This window comes from Bradyrhizobium sp. LHD-71 (genome assembly GCF_031157255.1).
In the GTDB taxonomy this organism is placed as follows: Bacteria; Pseudomonadota; Alphaproteobacteria; order Rhizobiales; family Xanthobacteraceae; genus P52-10.
Genome location: NZ_JAVIFX010000003.1, coordinates 65,375 through 83,443 on the forward strand (window position 1 = coordinate 65,375; position 18,069 = coordinate 83,443).

General features: G+C 62.0%; 15 protein-coding genes. 8 read left to right on the forward strand and 7 right to left on the reverse strand.

What is annotated here, in order from left to right; all coding sequences use genetic code 11:
* Positions 1–65: 65 nt before the first annotated feature.
* On the forward strand, positions 66–2,123 hold the full coding sequence (locus RCO31_RS03005; RefSeq protein ID WP_308966743.1) for a GumC family protein: 2,058 nt from the start codon (positions 66–68) through the stop codon (positions 2,121–2,123).
* A 76-nt stretch (positions 2,124–2,199) separates the two neighbouring features.
* On the opposite strand, the gene RCO31_RS03010 is transcribed toward RCO31_RS03005, so the two are convergent.
* Positions 2,200–3,117, reverse strand: a complete 918-nt coding sequence (locus tag RCO31_RS03010; RefSeq protein WP_308966744.1) for an AraC family transcriptional regulator — start codon at positions 3,115–3,117, stop codon at positions 2,200–2,202.
* Between the two features lie 165 nt (positions 3,118–3,282).
* Here RCO31_RS03010 and RCO31_RS03015 point away from each other — a divergent pair, with 165 nt between their 5' ends.
* Positions 3,283–4,128 carry an SDR family oxidoreductase gene (locus RCO31_RS03015; RefSeq protein WP_308966745.1) on the forward strand — a complete coding sequence of 282 codons (846 nt, stop codon included), beginning with the start codon at positions 3,283–3,285 and terminating at the stop codon, positions 4,126–4,128.
* 24 nt (positions 4,129–4,152) lie between these two features.
* Positions 4,153–4,896 carry an SDR family oxidoreductase gene (locus tag RCO31_RS03020; RefSeq protein WP_308966746.1) on the forward strand — a complete coding sequence of 248 codons (744 nt, stop codon included), beginning with the start codon at positions 4,153–4,155 and terminating at the stop codon, positions 4,894–4,896.
* Positions 4,897–5,063: 167 nt separating this feature from the next.
* Here RCO31_RS03020 and RCO31_RS03025 read toward each other — a convergent pair whose 3' ends face one another.
* Positions 5,064–5,987 carry a WecB/TagA/CpsF family glycosyltransferase gene (locus tag RCO31_RS03025; protein WP_308966747.1) on the reverse strand — a complete coding sequence of 308 codons (924 nt, stop codon included), beginning with the start codon at positions 5,985–5,987 and terminating at the stop codon, positions 5,064–5,066.
* A 201-nt stretch (positions 5,988–6,188) separates the two neighbouring features.
* A complete protein-coding gene (gene galE, locus RCO31_RS03030) occupies positions 6,189–7,199 on the reverse strand; it encodes a UDP-glucose 4-epimerase GalE (RefSeq protein WP_308966748.1) in 1,011 nt (336 codons plus the stop codon).
* 52 nt (positions 7,200–7,251) lie between these two features.
* Here galE and cyoA point away from each other — a divergent pair, with 52 nt between their 5' ends.
* The 5 genes from cyoA to RCO31_RS03055 are packed head-to-tail and all read left to right on the forward strand — an operon-like array spanning position 7,252 to position 13,479.
* Entirely contained in the window at positions 7,252–8,259 is a 1,008-nt protein-coding gene (cyoA, locus tag RCO31_RS03035) for a ubiquinol oxidase subunit II (protein WP_308966749.1), read from the forward strand.
* 16 nt (positions 8,260–8,275) lie between these two features.
* Positions 8,276–10,309, forward strand: coding sequence for a cytochrome o ubiquinol oxidase subunit I (gene cyoB, locus RCO31_RS03040; RefSeq protein WP_308966750.1), 2,034 nt, complete (start codon positions 8,276–8,278; stop codon positions 10,307–10,309).
* Positions 10,306–10,917, forward strand: coding sequence for a cytochrome o ubiquinol oxidase subunit III (cyoC, locus tag RCO31_RS03045; RefSeq protein WP_308966751.1), 612 nt, complete (start codon positions 10,306–10,308; stop codon positions 10,915–10,917). Before cyoB ends, cyoC begins: the two co-directional genes overlap by 4 nt.
* Entirely contained in the window at positions 10,918–11,256 is a 339-nt protein-coding gene (cyoD, locus tag RCO31_RS03050) for a cytochrome o ubiquinol oxidase subunit IV (RefSeq protein ID WP_308966752.1), read from the forward strand.
* 33 nt (positions 11,257–11,289) lie between these two features.
* Positions 11,290–13,479, forward strand: a complete 2,190-nt coding sequence (locus RCO31_RS03055; RefSeq protein WP_308966753.1) for a glycogen debranching N-terminal domain-containing protein — start codon at positions 11,290–11,292, stop codon at positions 13,477–13,479.
* Positions 13,480–13,521: 42 nt separating this feature from the next.
* On the opposite strand, the gene RCO31_RS03060 is transcribed toward RCO31_RS03055, so the two are convergent.
* From RCO31_RS03060 to RCO31_RS03075, 4 genes are read right to left on the reverse strand one after another with little or no spacing between them, the layout of a single operon-like run.
* A complete protein-coding gene (locus tag RCO31_RS03060) occupies positions 13,522–15,072 on the reverse strand; it encodes a GMC family oxidoreductase (protein WP_308966754.1) in 1,551 nt (516 codons plus the stop codon).
* Positions 15,073–15,084: 12 nt separating this feature from the next.
* Complete coding sequence (locus RCO31_RS03065) at positions 15,085–15,852, reverse strand: glucose 1-dehydrogenase (protein ID WP_308966755.1); 768 nt, start codon at positions 15,850–15,852, stop codon at positions 15,085–15,087.
* 12 nt (positions 15,853–15,864) lie between these two features.
* Entirely contained in the window at positions 15,865–17,694 is a 1,830-nt protein-coding gene (locus tag RCO31_RS03070) for a glycoside hydrolase family 15 protein (RefSeq protein ID WP_308966756.1), read from the reverse strand.
* Between the two features lie 28 nt (positions 17,695–17,722).
* Entirely contained in the window at positions 17,723–17,947 is a 225-nt protein-coding gene (locus RCO31_RS03075) for a PsiF family protein (protein ID WP_308966757.1), read from the reverse strand.
* Positions 17,948–18,069 lie beyond the last annotated feature (122 nt).

Consider the following 18,069-nt stretch of genomic DNA (forward strand, 5'->3'; position numbering starts at 1 on the left):
ATTTACGGTTTCGCGCATGGTATGCCGGCTTCGGCATATGCAACGTCGAGCTGGAGTGAGTAACCATGTCGGGCAGGCAGACGGCAGCCGCGCCGAGTGAGCGCCGTGCCCCGCCTGACCGGGATTCGTGGGATAATCCCGACCTCGAGCCGGCAGCGGCCAATACCGACGACCAGTCGCTCCAACGCTTGCTCTCGCCGTCTCAGCTCGCGGCGATTGTGCGTGCGAATCTCAAAAAGATCGCGGCCCTTGCGCTGGCGCTGTTTGTGCTCGGTACTTTGGCCATTCTGATGTTTCCGGCGCGCTACACCGCGACATCGCTGGTCTTTGTCGATCCACGCGAACAGAAGGTCACGAACGAACAGGATGTGCTGCCCGGAATTGGGCAGGATGCCGCAGCGCTGCAGAGCATTATCGAAATCGCCAAATCCGATGGCTTTCTCCGTCCCGTGATCGAAAAACTCGGCGTCGCCAAGGACACGGAAATCTCCGGCGGCGAAACCAACATGGCCCGGTTGTTGGCCCGATTCCGCAGCCGTCTTGATGTTTCACGTGTCGGCCAGACTTATGTCATCGCAATTTCCTTCGCCTCCGCCGATGCCAATCGTGCGGCCTACTATGCGAACGCCTTGGCCGAAGCCTTCGTCGCGGCGCAGGAAAGGACACGCGCGATGGCGACGAAGGAGGCGGCTGACTGGCTCAATGATCGCCTGAAGGACCTGCGCAGCACGTTGACGGCATCGGAGGATGCGATCGCAGCCTTCAAGACCAGGCACAAGATCATCGATGCGGGAAAGGACAGCACCACGCGCCAGCTTCGTGCGACTGAGCTCAGCCAGCAGGTCTCCGCTGCCAGGCTTCGCACGGAGGAAGCGAAGAGCCGTTACGATCAGGTGCAGCGTGATCTGAAGTCTAACGTCGAGACGTCGACCGGATCGCGGTCCGATCTGCTGACCTCGCTTCGCGCGCAGCGGACGCAGTTGGACGACGCGATCGCGCAGAGGCGGGCGGTGCTCGGCGATCGCCATCCCGAGGTCGTCATCGCGCTGGCGCAGCGAGCCACGTTGGAGCGTCAGATCGAAGCCGAGCGCCGGCGGATCATCCAGGCAGCGAGGTCGGATTACGAGGCGCAGCGCGAGCAGCAGAGAGACCTGGAAGCCTCGCTCAACGGCGTCGAAAGGGAGATGCTGACGACGAACGAAGCCTCCGTGAAACTGCAGGAGCTGCAGCTGGAAGCCGATGCCAACCGCAGCATCTACGAGCAGTTCCTTTCGCGCTACAAGACGACCAGCGAGCAGCAGTCGTTGCAGACGTCGCAGACCAGGATCGTCTCATCTGCCACCGCGCCGGCCCGTCCATCGCGCCCCAGTCTGCCGTTGCTGCTGGCTGTCACTGCCCTGGGATCGCTGCTCGCGTCCGCAGCCGCCGTTACGCTTGCGGCCGCCGCAGGTGTTCGACTGCCCGTGGTCGGCCGCGAGACCAAACCGCCGAGCCAGGCCAGTCCGCCTCCCGCGCCGGACCACCCGACCTTCAGGGCGCTGCTCGATCTGCCGGTCTGGGCCGACATGCCTGCGGGCGGCGCGCTCGCGTCTGACGGCAGACCATCACCCGAGGTCAAGCGCCGGCTCGCCGACCTGTTGGAACGGGTTGCGCTGACGCGCGGCCTGCACGGCCGCGTGGTGCTTCTGCTCTCCGGCCACGCGCAGCAGGGCAGGCCAGCTATCGCTGAAGCGCTGAACGCCCTGGCGCTCGATCGCGGCATGCTAAGCGTCCTGATCCAGATCGAGCCGAAAAGCGTCCGCACGTTGCCGTTCCTGGTGCGCGCGCCGGTGCGTGACCATACGGTTATGCGAACGACGTCCTCAGCCTTGCTGAAACTGCTGTCGGGGCGAGGCGGATCGGCCGGCGATCTCCGGTCGAAGTACGACATCATCGTCGTCGACGGCACGTCGCTGCAGGACCCGGCGGAGATCGTCGCCCTGGCGGACCAGATCGATTTCGCAGCATTCCTGGTCGATGAGCAACAGGACGGCGATCTTCTGGTGAAGGCAATGGAGATCCTGTCATCCAAGCCCAACGTCGCCAAAGGCGTGATCATCGATCCGGCCTCTGCCGGATCATGAGGACGTTCTGCCCTTGGTGGCCGACGCTCTCCTGCTTGGCTTCTTCAACTCGTAACTTGTGGCGACGCGACTTCTATCAAAGCGGCCCGAACGGCGCTCGCTGATCGGATGTCTCGCGGGCGCGCAGCGCATCGCGTTTTGGCGGCGCCTGGAACATGCGGCGATACTCGCGGGTGAACTGCGAAATGCTCTCATAGCCAACCTCGAAGGCGGCGCTGCTTGCCGAAAAGCCTTCATCGAGCATGAGCCTGCGCGCTTCAAGGAGGCGCAGCCGCTTCTGATATTGCCCAGGTGTCAGTGACGTCATGTGCTTGAAGTGCTTGTGGAACGCGGTGAGGCTCATCGATGCGGTTTCAGCGAGCCGCTCGATCGGGATGCGCGTTTGGTATTCGGCGCGCAGCATCGCGACTGCCGCGCCAAGGCGCGTCGCGTGGCTGCCCGGATCCGCAAGCGCGCGTAAATCGGCGCCATGGCTGCCGGCAAGAAGCCAGTAGTGGAGCTCGCGCAAGATCCCCGGCCGCAGGACCGGCGTGGCCTCCGGCTGATCGAGAAGGCGCATCAGCCGGGCAACGCAATCCAATGTCGCGGCCTCGGTGTCGTTTGCGAACAGCGTCCGCATTGCGGACGGGCGCTGCGTGCGGACGCCGCTGCCCAGCTGCGCCGCGACCTCCCGCAGGACTGTCATTTCGAGTTCGACGGCAATCGCCAGATAAGGCTGGCTCGGGCTCGCCTGAACGATCCGTCCCACCACCGGCATGTCGGCGCTTACGATCACCGACTTGCCGGCGGAAAAGATCCGCTCTTCGCGTCCGACAATCATGCGCTTGGCACCCTGCAGGACAAGGCAAATCAGCGGCCGGTAGATCGAATGCAGGTCGCCGTGCGGTGTTTCCACGCACATCATCCGCAGCCCTGGCACCGGCGTCACGGCAAGGCCGTCCCGGTTGGCGTGGACGGCGGCATAGGTTCGGACGGCCTGTTTGAGCGAGTCCATGGCGATCTCCTGCGAGGCGGCTGGATGCTAACACAAACGCTGGCGAACATCAGCCAGGCTGCAGAATCCGGCAAGTTTTGCGCATGCCTGGGCAAGCGTCCGATCGCGGCCGGCGGTAATGATGTTCCGAAAGCACGGGTTCATTCGATCAGGAAGGGACTTCCGATGACGGGATACACGGAGATGCGGCGACGAACGCTGTTGGCGGCTGCGGCCATGGCCCCTGCGATGTTTGCGGCGGGCGCAGCCTCTGCTCAATCCGCGTGCCAGATGTCGGCTTCAAACGGCAAAGTTGCGCTGGTGACCGGCTCGTCCCGCGGCATCGGCGCGGCTACCGCCAGGCGCCTTGCCCGCGACGGTTATGCCGTCACTGTCAACTGCGTCGTGAACCGTGATCTCGCCGCGGGCGTCGTGAAAGAGATCGAGGACGCAGGTGGCCGTGCGACCTGGGTGCAGGCCGATGTCAGCGATCCGGCTGCCGTGCGGCGTCTGTTCGAAGCCAACGAGCGGGCGTTTGGTCCGGTCGACGTCGTGGTCAGCAACGCTGGCATCATGCGGCTCGCGACCTTCCGCGATATGACGGATGACGATTTCAATCGCATGGTCGATGTCAACCTGAAAGGCAGTTTCTATGTGCTGCGCGAGGCGGCACGTCGCGTGCGCGACGGCGGCCGGATCATCGCGCTTTCCTCAAGCATCACGCTGCTGCGCAGCCCGTCCTATGGACCTTACGCCGCCACCAAGGCGGCCCAGGAGCTCTACGCAAATATCCTCGGCAAGGAGCTCGAGGGCCGGATGATCTCGGTGAATGCGCTGGCGCCCGGGCTCGTCAACACCACACTTTTCACCGACGGCAAGACGCGTGAGCAGATCGCAGGCTTTGCGGCGCGCACGCCGCACAAGCGGCTCGGCGAGCCGTCCGACATCGCCGACACGATTGCAGCGCTCTGCAGCGCAGACGGCGGCTGGATCAACGGCCAGACCGTGTTCACCAACGGCGGCATCGTCTGACCTCGAATTGGAATGGAGAGAACGATGAGAACGACAGGCAACACCATCCTTATCACCGGTGGAGGTTCCGGCATCGGCCGCGAGCTGGCGCTGCGCTTCAACGCGCTTGGCAACACGGTGATCGTCGCCGGACGCCGCATGGCGGCGCTCGAACAGGTGATCGCCGGCCGCGAGGGAATGCACGCGATGACTCTCGACGTCGAAGATCCGGAGAAGATCGCGACCTTCGCGAAGCAGGTGATCAGCGAGCATCCGCAGCTGAACGTGCTCATCAACAACGCCGGCATCATGCGGCATGAGGATCTGGCCAGAAAGCGTGACCTTGGTGATGCCGAGGAAACGATCGTCACCAATCTGCTTGGGCCGATCCGGCTCACCAATGTGTTGATCGATCACCTGGCTGTCCAACCCGCTGCCGCCATCGTCAACGTCTCGTCAGGTCTTGCGTTCACGCCATTGAGCGCGACGCCGACTTATAGCGCCACCAAGGCGGCGATCCATTCCTACACAGTGTCGCTGCGCGAGCAGCTCAGGGGCAAGGTCGAGTTGATCGAACTGGCACCGCCTGCAGTGCAGACCGAGCTCACGCCCGGCCAATCGACGCGCGAAGGCTACTTGCCACTGGAGCAGTTCATCGACGAAGTGATGACGCTGTTTCAGCAACAGCCGACGCCCAAGGAGATCCTCGTCGAGCGCGTCGGCTTTCTGCGTTGGGCGGAGCGGGAGGGGCGTTTCGATCAGGTGGTCGAGATGCTCAGTGCTCGTTAGTGAGTAGTGAAGGCCCTCGCGAATAGAGCGCGCTTCCTTCATTCGCTATTCACGACTTGCTACCCACTACTTACATTCGTCCTTATCACGCCGCACCTGATCTGAAGGCAGATGGTGGAATGACGGTCGGCCGATGCTATCGGTCGACCGCTTCCGAAGGCCGACTGTCAGTCGGATTTGGTCAGCAGCAGGTACAGCGCCGAAGGGTTGGTCCGTACATAGCGCCAACCGAGTCGCCTCGGCTCTAACGCTGCGCGCCAAAGCCACTCGAGGCCCGCGCGCTGCATCCAGGCCGGCGCGCGGGGTTTTGTGCCCGACACGAAGTCGAATAAACCACCCGACGTCTTGATGACGCCGATCGAGGTCAGCCTGTTCCTGTTCCGTATGACGAACTCCTGCTCGCGCGGAACGCCCATCGACACCCACAGGATATCCGGACAAAGGGCAGCGATCTCCTCGCACACTTGTTTCTCTGCTTCGAGGCTCTCGAAGAAGCCGTTACGCCGACCGACGATGTTCAGTTTTGGAAAGCGCTTCTGCACCACTTCGGCAGCCAAAGCGCTGACCTCCTCCGTCGCGCCAAGCATGTAGATGCTGGCGCCGCGGCGCTCAGCCTCTTCGTTGACGGCGTCGAAAAGATCGGTCGTGGCCACGCGCTCGGGCAGCGCTGCCTTGCACCTCAGTCGCGAGACAAATACGTGCGGCATGCCGTCCGCATGGATCGCATCGGCCTGCATGAACAGCGAGCGCGTGCCGCGGTCGTTGGCGCAGGCGTGGGTGACCTCGCCGTTGGTTGAGGTCAGGTACGCAGGATAGCGCCACAGTCCACGCCGCCGCAGTGCGTGATCGACCATCACCTTTGCCGTGGTCGTTCGATCGACGACGACGACCGGTAGCCCGCCCAGGCGAACGCGCCGCCAGCGACGAAACGGATTGCGTCTGCGATCGGCGTTCTGCCGGCGATCCTCGCCTATTTTCTCCCGTAGCTCCGCCGCAGGCATAAAGGCTGCGCAGCGGCGTTCCGCATCGCGCCGCTCGCGTCTGCGGCCTTGAGCGTTCTCAGCCTTGCTCCTGCTTTGAACCAACGACATCGGGGGCATTCCATGACGGGAGTTACTTCTTTACCGTCCCTTTCAATGGAAAGTTTACGCTGAAATCAATTATATTCAGTGTTTCGTTGTTCGTTAAGGTAAATGCAACTCGCGGTGTCGCTGCGGTGCCCGGTTATGGGACGACAATCCGCGCTCGGTCCCAAAATCGGTCAGTTGCCTGGGCGAAGGTGGCGCAGGCCGTCATGTGCGGCCGGCGCTCAGTCTCTCTGACAATTTCCGTTCCCACGCGAGCGCATCGCGAATGATGACAGGGAGACTGTCGTAGCGCGGCGTCCATTTCAAAAGCGACTGCGCTCGTTCGTTCGATGCCACGAGGACAGCTGGGTCGCCGCTGCGGCGATCCTTGAGACGAACCTCGAAATCGACGCCCGATTCCTTCTTCACGGCCTCGATCACCTCGAGCACTGAAAAGCCGTGGCCGTAGCCGATGTTGCTGACCGCGCTCTCGCCGCCGCCGCGCAGATGGCGCAGCGCGTCGAGATGAGCCTGTGCAAGGTCGCTGACATGCACGTAGTCGCGAACGCAGGAGCCGTCCGGCGTCGGATAGTCGGTACCGAAGACGTCCATTCCCGATCGCTTACCGGTGGCCGCCTGCACCGCCACCTTGATGAGATGGGTTGCGTCGGGCGAGGATTGACCCGAGCGACCGGCTGGATCTGCGCCGGCCACATTGAAGTATCTCAACGCAAAATACTTGAGCGGCCGCGCGTGCGCCGTGTCGGAGAGCATCCATTCAGTCATCAGTTTCGATCGGCCGTATGGATTGATCGGTGACGTGAGGCTGTCCTCGCGGACAGGGACGCTTTCCGGATTGCCGTAGACCGCCGCAGTTGACGAAAAGATGAACGTGGAGACGCCGGCACGTACGGCCCGCTCGATCAACGAACGCGATTTGACCGTGTTGTTCTCATAGTAGGCCAGTGGATCGGCCACCGACACCGGCACGACAATGCTGGCGGCAAAGTGGATGATCGTATCGATGTCTCGTTCGCGAATGATGGATTCCACCAGCGATGGGTCACCGCAATCGCCTTCGTAGAAAGGAACATCGGCAGGAACGGCGAGCCGCGTTCCAGTCGAAAGGTTGTCGAGAACGACGGGTGTCTCTCCTGCATCAAGCAGCGCAAGAACCATATGGCTTCCGATGTAGCCGGCGCCGCCCGTAACCAGGATTTGTTTTCTTGCTGTCATGTTGAACTGCGGGACCCGTCCTGTGTGAGAGCGTCCTGCGACGCTAAGCCAAATGCTTCAGAATTTCCAGAAATCGATAACGCGCATAACCATTAAAAACGCGACGAGAAGACAGTTATTGATTAACGTCAGCTTGCTTCAATGCGAGTCATCGAACGGCATGGACGTAATCGTGAAGCAAGCTGTTGCGCGTAGGTCAGGTCGAGCGGCGATCGCCTTCGGTGCGGCTCTGCTGGTCAGCGGCTGCGACCTGACCGGTATACCGTTCCTCGACCCCAAAGGTCCGATCGCGCAGCACGAACACAATCTTCTTGTGATCGCCAGCCTGGTGATGCTGATCGTGATCATCCCGGTCTTCCTGATGACCTTCCTGTTCGCCTGGCGCTATCGAGCCTCCAACACCAGTGCCCGCTACACGCCCGACTGGTCGTTCTCCGCCATAATCGATGGCGTTATCTGGCTGGTTCCTGCAGTCATCGTCGTTGCGCTCGGCGCTCTCTTGTGGAGCAGCACGCACGGGCTCGATCCCTACAAGCGGATAGACACGTCGGTCCGGCCGCTCGATGTCGAGGTGGTCGCGCAAGACTGGAAGTGGCTCTTTATCTATCCCGAGCATGGAATTGCAACGGTCAATCAGCTCGTGTTTCCGAGCCAGAGGCCGCTCGCCCTGAGGCTCACTTCGGACACGGTGATGAATTCCTTCTTCATCCCGCCGCTCGGAGGACAGATCTACGTGATGGCCGGGATGCAGACGCGGCTACATTTGCTGGCTGATGCCCCCGGGCAGTTCATGGGCAGAAATGCGCAATACAGCGGATCCGGCTTCTCCAACCAGCACTTCCAGGCAATCGCGGAGCAGCCGGAAGCATTCGAGGCGTGGGTGAGCCGGGTCAAACAATCATCGAAGCGGCTGGATGCGGACGCCTATCGCGCGCTCGCCGTGCCCAGCAGCCGTCACCCCGTCACCTACTATTCGACGGTCGAGCCGAACCTGTTCGACAACATCATCGCGAAATACGGCCACGGTCACGCGCACGCCGGGCACGCCGCCGCCAAATAGACCCGGAGCTTTCCAGATGTTCGGCAAACTGACGATCGATGCGCTGCCGTTCTACAGCTGGGTCGCCATGGGCGGTGCGCTGGTCACGGTCGGCGGCGTACTGGCCGTCACCTTCGCCGTCACCTGGTTCGGATGGTGGCGTTACCTGTGGAGCGAATGGCTCACCAGCGTCGATCACAAGAGAATCGGCGTCATGTACATCGTGCTGGCGCTGGTCATGCTGCTGCGCGGCTTTGTCGACGCGATCATGATGCGAGCGCAACAGGCCATTGCACTCAACTCCGAGGGCTACCTGCCGCCGGGACACTTCGATCAGATATTCAGTTCCCACGGCACCATCATGATCTTCTTCATGGCGATGCCCTTCCTGACCGGGCTGATCAATATCGTGGTGCCCCAGCAGATCGGTGCGCGCGACGTTGCATTCCCGTTCATGAACTCCGTCAGCCTCTGGCTCACCGCGGCCGGCGCCGCGCTGGTCATGGTCTCGCTGGTCATCGGCAAGTTCTCGACCGCAGGCTGGAGCGGCTATCCGCCCTATTCGGGCGTACAATACAATCCGGGAGTGGGCGTCGATTACTGGCTTTGGGCGCTGTTGATCAGCGGCATCGGCACGACGCTGGCCGGCATCAATTTCACCGTCACAATCTTCAAGCTGCGCGCTCCCGGGATGAACCTGATGCGGATGCCGCTGTTCACCTGGACGGCGCTCTGCAGCAGCATCCTGATGACCTTCGCGTTTCCTGCCCTGACAGTCGTGTGCGCACTGCTCTGGCTCGACCGCACGTTCGGCATGCACTTCTTCACGAACGACAGCGGCGGCAACATGATGAACTATGCCAACCTGTTCTGGATTTGGGGGCATCCGGAAGTCTACATCCTGATCCTTCCTGCCTTCGGCATCTTTTCGGAAGTAGTCGCGACATTCTCCGCCAAACGCCTGTTCGGCTATACGTCGCTGGTCTATGCGACCGCGTCGATCGCCGTGCTGTCGTTTACGGTCTGGCTGCACCATTTCTTCACGATGGGCGCGAGCCCGAACGTCAATGCCTTCTTTGGCATCGCCACGATGATCATCGCCGTGCCGACCGGAGTGAAGGTCTTCGACTGGCTGCTCACCATGTACCGGGGACGCATCACGTTCCATCCGTCGATGATGTGGACGCTCGGCTTCATCGTCACCTTCGTCATCGGTGGCATGACCGGAGTCCTGCTGGCGCTGCCTCCGGTCAACTACATGGTGCACAACACGACCTTCCTCGTTGCGCACTTCCACAACATGCTGATTCCCGGCGCACTCTTCGGATACTTCGCCGGCTACATGTATTGGTTTCCCAAGGCTTTCGGCTTCACGCTCGACGAGCGCTGGGGCGCCCGGTCGTTCTGGTGCTGGCTGATCGGCTTCTACCTGGCCTTCATGCCGCTCTACATCCTGGGCCTCATGGGCATGCCCCGCCGCTTGGAACACTACAACGTAGCTCTTTGGCAGCCTTACCTGATTGTCGCCGCGCTCGGCGCGCTGCTCATCCTGCTCGGCATCGTCTGTCAGGGCGTTCAGCTTGTCGTCAGCATCCGGCAACGCCAGGAGAGGCTTGATCTCACCGGCGACCCGTGGAACGGACGCACCCTGGAGTGGCTGACATCGTCGCCGCCCCCGCCGTACAATTTCGCGCTGCTGCCCATCGTGCGGGAGATCGACGCCTTCGAAGACATGAAGAAGCGGGGTGTCGCCTATCAGAAGCCTCCCCGCTATCATGACATCCACATCCCGAGAAACACCGATACAGGCGTTGCCGTGGGCGCCTTTGCGTTCCTGCTCGGTTTCGCCGTGGTCTGGCAGATCTGGTGGCTGGTGATCGCCGCGGCCGTCGCCTTGTGGGCGGTGATCATCGCCCGCAGTTTCGAAGATGATACCGAATACCGCCTGCCCGCCGATGAGGTCCAGGAGATCGAACGCCAGCATCGTCAAGCCATGGCGGGCGCTTTGCGCCGTCCGGATGTGGACGCTCCTGTTCCTTCCAATCAACCGCTTCCGGAGGGCCTGGCATGACGATTGATGCTGTTATCGCCTCCGCACCGTCAGCCTCTGAGGCGATAGCCGAGTCGCACGAGCGCAAGGCATTCGGGTTCTGGCTCTATCTGATGAGCGACGCGATCATCTTTGCGCTGCTGTTCGCGACCTATGTGGTGATGTCCGCCGACGCCGAGGGACGCCAAACCGCACGAAGCCTGTTCAGCCTGTCGCATGTTTCAGGTGAAACGCTGCTTCTCTTGTGCAGCAGTCTTACCTTCGGCTTCGCCGCGCTGGCGATGCACTCCGTCAAGCGAGGCGCGGTGCTGTGGTGGCTTCTTGTCACATTCGCCCTGGGCCTGGGATTCCTGGCGATGGAGATCATCGAGTTTCGGGGCATGGCGCAGGTCGGCGCGGGGCCGGACCGTAGCGGATTCCTGTCGGCCTTCTTCGCGCTGGTCGGCACTCATGGGCTGCATGTCGCCTTTGGTCTCGTCTGGATCCTGATCCTGGCGAGCCAGGTGATCATCAAGGGACTGACGCCGCCGGTGACTTCCCGTTTGTTCCGGCTGGGTCTTTTCTGGCACTTCCTCGACATCGTCTGGGTCGGCATCTTTTCGGTCGTGTACCTTCCAGGACTGCTATGAATGAGTGATTCCACCACATCGCCAACCACTGACAACGGCCACGGCCTGAGATCCTATCTCACTGGATTCAAGCTGGCGCTAATTCTCACGGCGATTCCGTTTGTTCTTGTGGCCACGAAGGACCTGACGTCGTTGCCGGCGTCGGCCATACTGGTCGTCATTGCCGTAGCCGCCGTGCTGCAGATTCTGGTGCACCTGCGCTACTTCCTGCATCTGGATTTAAGCGCGACGCCGCGCGAGAACATGATGGCGCTCGTCTTCGCCGCTATTCTCATCTTCATCATGGTTGGCGGCAGCTTCTGGATCATGTTCGACTTGCACCGTCGGATGTCGATCTAATTCCGCCTGGGTGGATGGACAGAGGACATCGCCATGGATCTCGAGATCACGGTCGGTCCGCCACAGCTCGCTCTGCATCAGGGACATACCGTGCTGATCACCGACCGTGACGGCCAGGTGACTTTTCCGAGCGACAAGGGCCTGTACTTCTTCGACACGCGCCTGATCAGCAGCTGGAGCATCTGGGCAAACGGTGAGCCATGGGACCTGCTCAACTCCGGCAACATCACGCACTACGCTTCGCGCGTATTTCTTACCAACCGCAAAATCCCGACTGAAGACGGGGGCATCCCGGAACGTACGCTCGGACTGGTGCTCAGCCGGTCCGTCGACGGCGGTATCCACGAAGATATCGATCTTGTGAACCACGGCAAGAAGCCGGTGCGTTTCAACCTCGAAATCGCGATCCGAAGCGACTTCGCCGATCTGTTCGAGGTGAAGTCAGGCCGCATCGTCCGTCGTGGCCGAATCACCACGGAATGGTCGGATGCTGAGTCGCGGTTGAGCACGGTCTACCGCAACCAAGATTTCTCGCGCGAGTTGACAGTGCTGGCCAAACGAAACCTGGTGCGTCCCGTCTATGCCAATGGCAGGATCAGCTTCGAGGTCAACCTTCCGCCGGGAGGCGTCTGGCACAGCTGCCTGCTCTACGAACTCGGCAACGGGAAAATCCGTTTCGAGGCACCGGCCCCCTGCATAGCGAACAGCGACCAGTCGACGGTCGGCCAGCGCCTCGCGCGATGGCGCCAGGCGGTTCCCAGGATCACGACCGGCAATGAAGAGTTCTATCGCCTCTACCGTCAGGCAATCGAGGACATGGCTGCGCTACGGCTGCCGACCGACAGGACCGACGAGCAGTTCGTTGTGGCTGCGGGCGTGCCCTGGTTCGTCGCGCTCTTTGGCCGCGACAGCCTGATCGCTTCACTGCAGACCGCGCCGGTGTACTCCGGGTTCGCCTGTGCCGCGCTCGATGTCTTGGGAGCACTGCAGGCTACCGAGCGGGACGATTATCGCGACGCAGAGCCGGGCAAGATCATGCACGAGCTGCGTCTCGGCGAGCTCGCACACTTCAAGCTGGTGCCCCACACGCCCTATTACGGTACTGCGGACGCCACGATCCTCTATCTGATCGTACTTCATGTCGCCTGGCGCTGCACCGGCGACGCGGGCCTGCTCGAGCGGCATCTCAAGACCGCCGAGGGCTGCCTGCAATGGATCGACCAATATGGCGACCGAGACGGAGACGGCTTTCAGGAATACGCGACGCGTTCGCCCGTAGGTTACGAGAACCAGGGCTGGAAAGACTCCGGCGATTCGGTCGTTTATCCCGACGGAACGCTGGTGAAGGGGCCGAAGGCGCTTTGCGAACTTCAAGGTTACGTCTACGACGCCTGGCTGCGCATGGCGGAAGTCTATGACGCGCTCGGAAACCCCGGTCGCGCCCAGGAGCTTCGTGCAAAGGCGGAGACACTGTTTCGTCGTTTCAACGATTCGTTCTGGGATGAGGCTTCCGGCTTCTATGCTTACGCCCTGGATGGCGACAAGAAGAAGGTTCTGAGCGTTGTCTCGAATCCGGGCCACTGTCTCTGGTCGGGCATTGTCCCGGCCGACCGCGCTCGTCGCGTCGTCGAACGGCTGATGCGGCCGGACATGTGGAGCGGATGGGGCATCCGGACCCTTTCCGCCAACCATCCGGCCTACAATCCCTACTCCTATCAGAATGGCTCGGTGTGGCCGCACGACAACGGCATCATTGCGATGGGCTTCCGCCGGTACGGCTTCGCCGAGGAGGCAAACCGGGTAGCGCGCGACGTCAGCGGAGCGGCGAGATACTTCATGCTGCACCAGGTGCCGGAGCTCTACTCCGGTGTTCAGCGCGATCCCACCGATTTTCCGGTCCAGTATCTCGGCGCCAACGTACCGCAGGCCTGGGCTGCCGGGTCCGCCTTGATGTTCCTGCAGATAATCCTTGGCTTCCAGCCGGACGCCCCGCAAGACAGGCTGTACATCGATCCCGAATTGCCGGGCTGGCTGCCGGACCTGACGGTGACGAACCTCCGTGTCGGGAAACGAAGTTTTGATCTGCGCTTGTGGCGCGATGGCGAGAAGACCCGTTGGGTCGTGCTCAAAGGGGACCCCAACGCCGTTGTCGCACGCAGTTACGCCAGCGGAAGCAGTCTCGCGATAGAAGATAGCGTGCTCGCAGCGTCAGGCACTTCATAGCGGCGGATCTGCGGATGATACGGATGGCTGTTGCGGAGCAGGTCACGCCAGCCGCTGCAGCAGGTGATCACCGACGCGGATCGCATTGGCGATAGCGGTGAGTGACGGGTTCACCGCGCCGATGCTCACGAAGAAGCTCGTGTCGACGACATAAAGGTTGTCGAGCTCATGCGCCTTGCAGTTGACATCCAGCACCGACGTCGTCGGATCGGTGCCGAACCGGCAGGTTCCGGCCTGGTGGGCGCAGCCGGCGATCGGGATGTCGGTTTTCATGTAGAGATTGCGCGGAATGAGATGCGGATGCATGTCGAGATCACTCAACATTGACTTCAGTTTGTCATACAGCTGCTGTCGCGGCACCTGATTGTTCGGCGTGTAGCTCAACGTCAGTCTGCCCGAGCTGTCCACCGTGACGCGATTGTCAGGATCGGGCAGGTCCTCTGTCGTAAGCCAGAAGTCCACGGAGTGGGATGCGAGCTTGTCGAGCAGACCTGTCGGGAGCAGCGCGGTTTCGAGCGGCTTCTCGCCGCGATACATCGGGCCCAGAGACTTGCCGGTCATCTGAATGTTGCCCATCGGGTAGTCGAAGCCGTCCATGCCGAAATAGAAATCGTTCAGCGCGAGAGTCTTCTGGAACACGGTGGGGTTTGGCTCGCGAGAGATCGCAAGCACGGCCTGGCTGTTGTGGAACATGTAGTTGCGTCCCACCTGGCCGGAGCCGTTGGCGAGTCCGTTCGGGTGCTTGTCGTTGGCGGACATCAATAGCAACTTAGCCGAGTTTGCCGCGCCGCACGAAACGACAATGATGTCGCCGGAGAAGGTTTGTCGTTCTCCGCCCACATCGGCGACGACGGCTGTGACGGCCGTGCCAGCGGCATTCGTCTCCAATGTGAGCGCCGTTGCGTTGCGCAGCAGCGTCACGTTGGGAAACGTGAGCGCTGGACGCACGGCTATGACTTCCGCGTCGGATTTGGCGTGCACCAGGCAAGGAAAGCCGTCGCAGGTCTGACAGCGGATACAGGTGCTGTACGCCATATCCCGCTCGTCCATCATGACCGCGCAGGGGGCCGGGAAGGGACGGTAGCCGGCCGCAGTCAGGTCGTCGACAAGCTGCTGGATGCGCGGTTCGTTGGAGACCGGTGGCCACGGATAGGGGGCGCTCGCGGGAGGCTCCGTGGGATCGTGGCCCCGCAGCCCGTGCACGCAGTACATCTGCTCGGCCTTTGTGTAATACGGCTCGAGCTCGTCGTAGGTCAGCGGCCACGCGGGCGAGATCCCGTCGTAGTGGCGCAGCTCGCCGAAATCCTGCTGGCGGAGGCGATAGAGCGCTGCGCCGAACATTTTGGTCGCGCCGCCGACGAAATAATGCACCTGCGGCTGAAACGGCCGGCTATTGCGATCATACCACGTGTCGGGAGAGACGTAGCGGTTCTGCTCGAAGACCGCAGCTGCGTCCCAGTTCTGTGCCTCGCGGTTGAGCCAGTCGCCGCGCTCGAGAATGAGAATGCTCTTTCCCGACGGTGCAAGATGTCTCGCGAGCGTGCCACCACCCGCACCGCTGCCGACGATGACGACGTCGAAGCGCTTGTCCATGCTTTACTCCGCTCAAAGACCGACGCTTGAGTGCATGATGCCGCCATCCGCGAAAATCGTGGTGGCCGTGAGATAGCTTGCGCCGTCGCCGGCAAGAAAGCCGACGACGTTGGCGATCTCTTCGGGGCGCGCCATGCGCCCGAGCGGGATTGCGGCGTCCAGTTGCTTGAGCTTGGCCGGATCGTTCATCGTGCTGAGATTGATCGGCGTCGCGACCGCACCCGGACCGACACCCACCACGAGGATATTGTGCGGGGCGAGCTCGAGGCCGGCGGTGCGGGTCAGCATGCGCATGCCGCCCTTGGCGAGACAGTAGGCGGTGTTGCCCGGCATCGGCCAGTCCTCATGAACCGACGTGATGTTGATGATGCGTCCGCCGCCACCCTGCTTGATCATCTGCCGTGCCGCGATCTGCGTGCCGAAAAAGGCGCTCTTGAGATTGACGTCCATCACCTTGTTGTACTGGTTCTCGGTCGTGTCGAGGACCGAGGTGCGAGTTTCGATGCCGGCATTGTTCACCATGATGTCGACGCGTCCGAACCTGCTGACGGCCGCATCTACGAGTTTCTGCAGGTCGGCGATCTTGCTCACATCGGCTTCGACGCCGATCGACTGGTCGCCGAGCTCGGCGATCTCTCGTTCGAGCGCCTCGGTCGCCGTCGGATCGACCAGGTAGTCGATGACGATGTTGGCATCCAGCCGGGCCAGCTCCAGCGCGATCGCCTTGCCGATGCCGCTATTGCCACCTGTGACGATCGCGACCTTGTCTTTCAACGTCATGATCATTCCTCCTCAAGCCACGTGGGGCGCCCCCTGGGCCCGCTTTTGTGCGGGACCAATCTGCTCCAGGTTCAAGGCCGTGCCTATCAGGGCGAGATGTGAGAACGCCTGCGGGAAATTGCCGACCTGCCGTTTCGACCGGGGGTCATATTCCTCGGCGAGCAACCCGACGTCGTTCCTCAGCGACAACAGGCGTTCAAACAATGCGCGAGCTTCGCTGTCGCGCTTCTGCAGCGCATAGTTGTCCGCGAGCCAGAAACTGCACGGCAGAAAGGCCCCTTCGCCCGGCGGAAGTCCGTCCAGGTCGGTCTTTGTCCGGTAGCGAAGCACAAGGCCATCCACCAGCAGCTCGCGTTCGATCGCCGCGACCGTGCCGCGCACGCGCGGATCGCCCGCCGGCAGGAAGCCCATTGTCGGAATCAGCAGCAGATTGGCATCGAGATCGCTGCTGCCGAAACTCTGGGTGAACGTATTGCGGTGCGGGTCGAAGCCTTGCGCGCAGATTTTGGCATGCATCTCGTCTCGCAGCTGCCGCCAGCGGTCGAGCGGACCGTCGAGCTTGAACTGCGTTGCATCGCGAAGCGTGCGGTCAAGCGCGACCCACGCCATCACCTTGGAAAAGGTGAAGTGTTGAGCACCGCCTCGCACCTCCCACATGCCTTCATCAGGCTGCATCCAGATTTGTTCGAGGTGCTCGATCAGCTTTTGCTGCAGGGCCCACCCGGAAGGCGCGGTCACCAGTCCGTGCTTGCGCGCCTGGAAAAGAGCGTCGGCGACCTCGCCAAAAACGTCGAGCTGAAGTTGGTCGGATGCTGCATTGCCGATCCGCACCGGGGATGATGCTTCATAGCCGGGTAGCCACGGCACCTCCCATTCGGCAAGCTGGCGTTCGCCGGCGATGCCATACATGATTTGGGCCTGATCGGGGCTGCCGGCGACGCTCCGCAACAGCCAGTCCCGCCAGGCGCGCGCCTCGTCGAGATAGCCTGCGGAGATCATCGCCATCAGCGTCATGGTGGCGTCTCTCAACCAGCAATACCGGTAATCCCAGTTGCGCGGGCCACCCGGCTGCTCCGGCAGCGACGTGGTCGGGGCGGCGATCACGCCACCGGTTTCCGCGCTGGTCATGGTTTTGAGCGTCAGCAGCGAGCGTTGCACCGGCGCTTTCCAGGTCCCGTCGTAGGTGTTGGTTGCAGACCAGTTGCGCCAGAAGGCTGTCGTTCCCTCGAGCGCCGATCGCCAGTCCAAGGGCTCGGGCGCGGGGTGATACGAACGGCCGTAGCTCATCACAAAGGCGACGGATTGTCCGGCAGGCACGCTGAACTCGGTTTTCGTGGCGAGATCTTCGCCACGCAGATCGAGAGGCGTACGCAGGACGACCTTGTTCGGGCCGGCAATGGCGCGGAGACCGGAATTGTCATCGAGCCGTGTAACCCACGGGACCGATCTGCCGTAGTCGAAACGCAGCTTCAACTCCAGTTGCATCGCGACGTTGCCGGCGCGCCCTTCGACGATCCGGATCAACGACGAGTGTGCCTGTCCTGTCGGCATGAAGTCGATCAGTGCAACACTGCCGTCCTGCGTTTCAAAAATAGTCTCCAGCACCATCGTGCCGTCGCGGTAGCTACGGGTGATGCGCGGGGCGGGATCCGCAGGGCAGATCTGCCAGCGCCCGTGGTCGGATGTGCCGAGCAGGGCCGCGAAGCAGGCGCCGCTGTCGAAGCGGGGCCAGCAAAGCCAGTCGATCGACCCGTTGCGGCCAACGAGAGCTGCAGTTCTGCAATCGCCGATCAGGGCGTAGTCTTCAATGGCAAGCGGACCGTCGGCTCTCGTTGCTGTCATCGTCGCGCTACCGGTTTTGCAAGCGCTCTCAGGAGGACTTGCCAGTGGTCGATGTTCCGGACTTGCCGGCCTTCTTGCACTCGGCGCGGAAGTGCTTGCGGTCCTTGCCGTGAAGTCCCTTTGCGTCAGCTTCCTTCGAGCACTCGATCGACAGCGCGCTGCGGGGCTTCGGCGACGCCGCCTGTGCGGCCGCCAGATTCGGCACGAGCGCCAGCGACACCGCGCTAGCAAGGATGATCGTCAATTTCTGCATCCGCAACCTCCATGATGACCCTGCCCGCTGCTAATCTGATAAGGCCGGTCGCCATTCGAGCCAAATTGCGATCAGCATCGTGGTTGTCATTTGCTGTCGGCAGCTCGCTGCAACAAACTAAA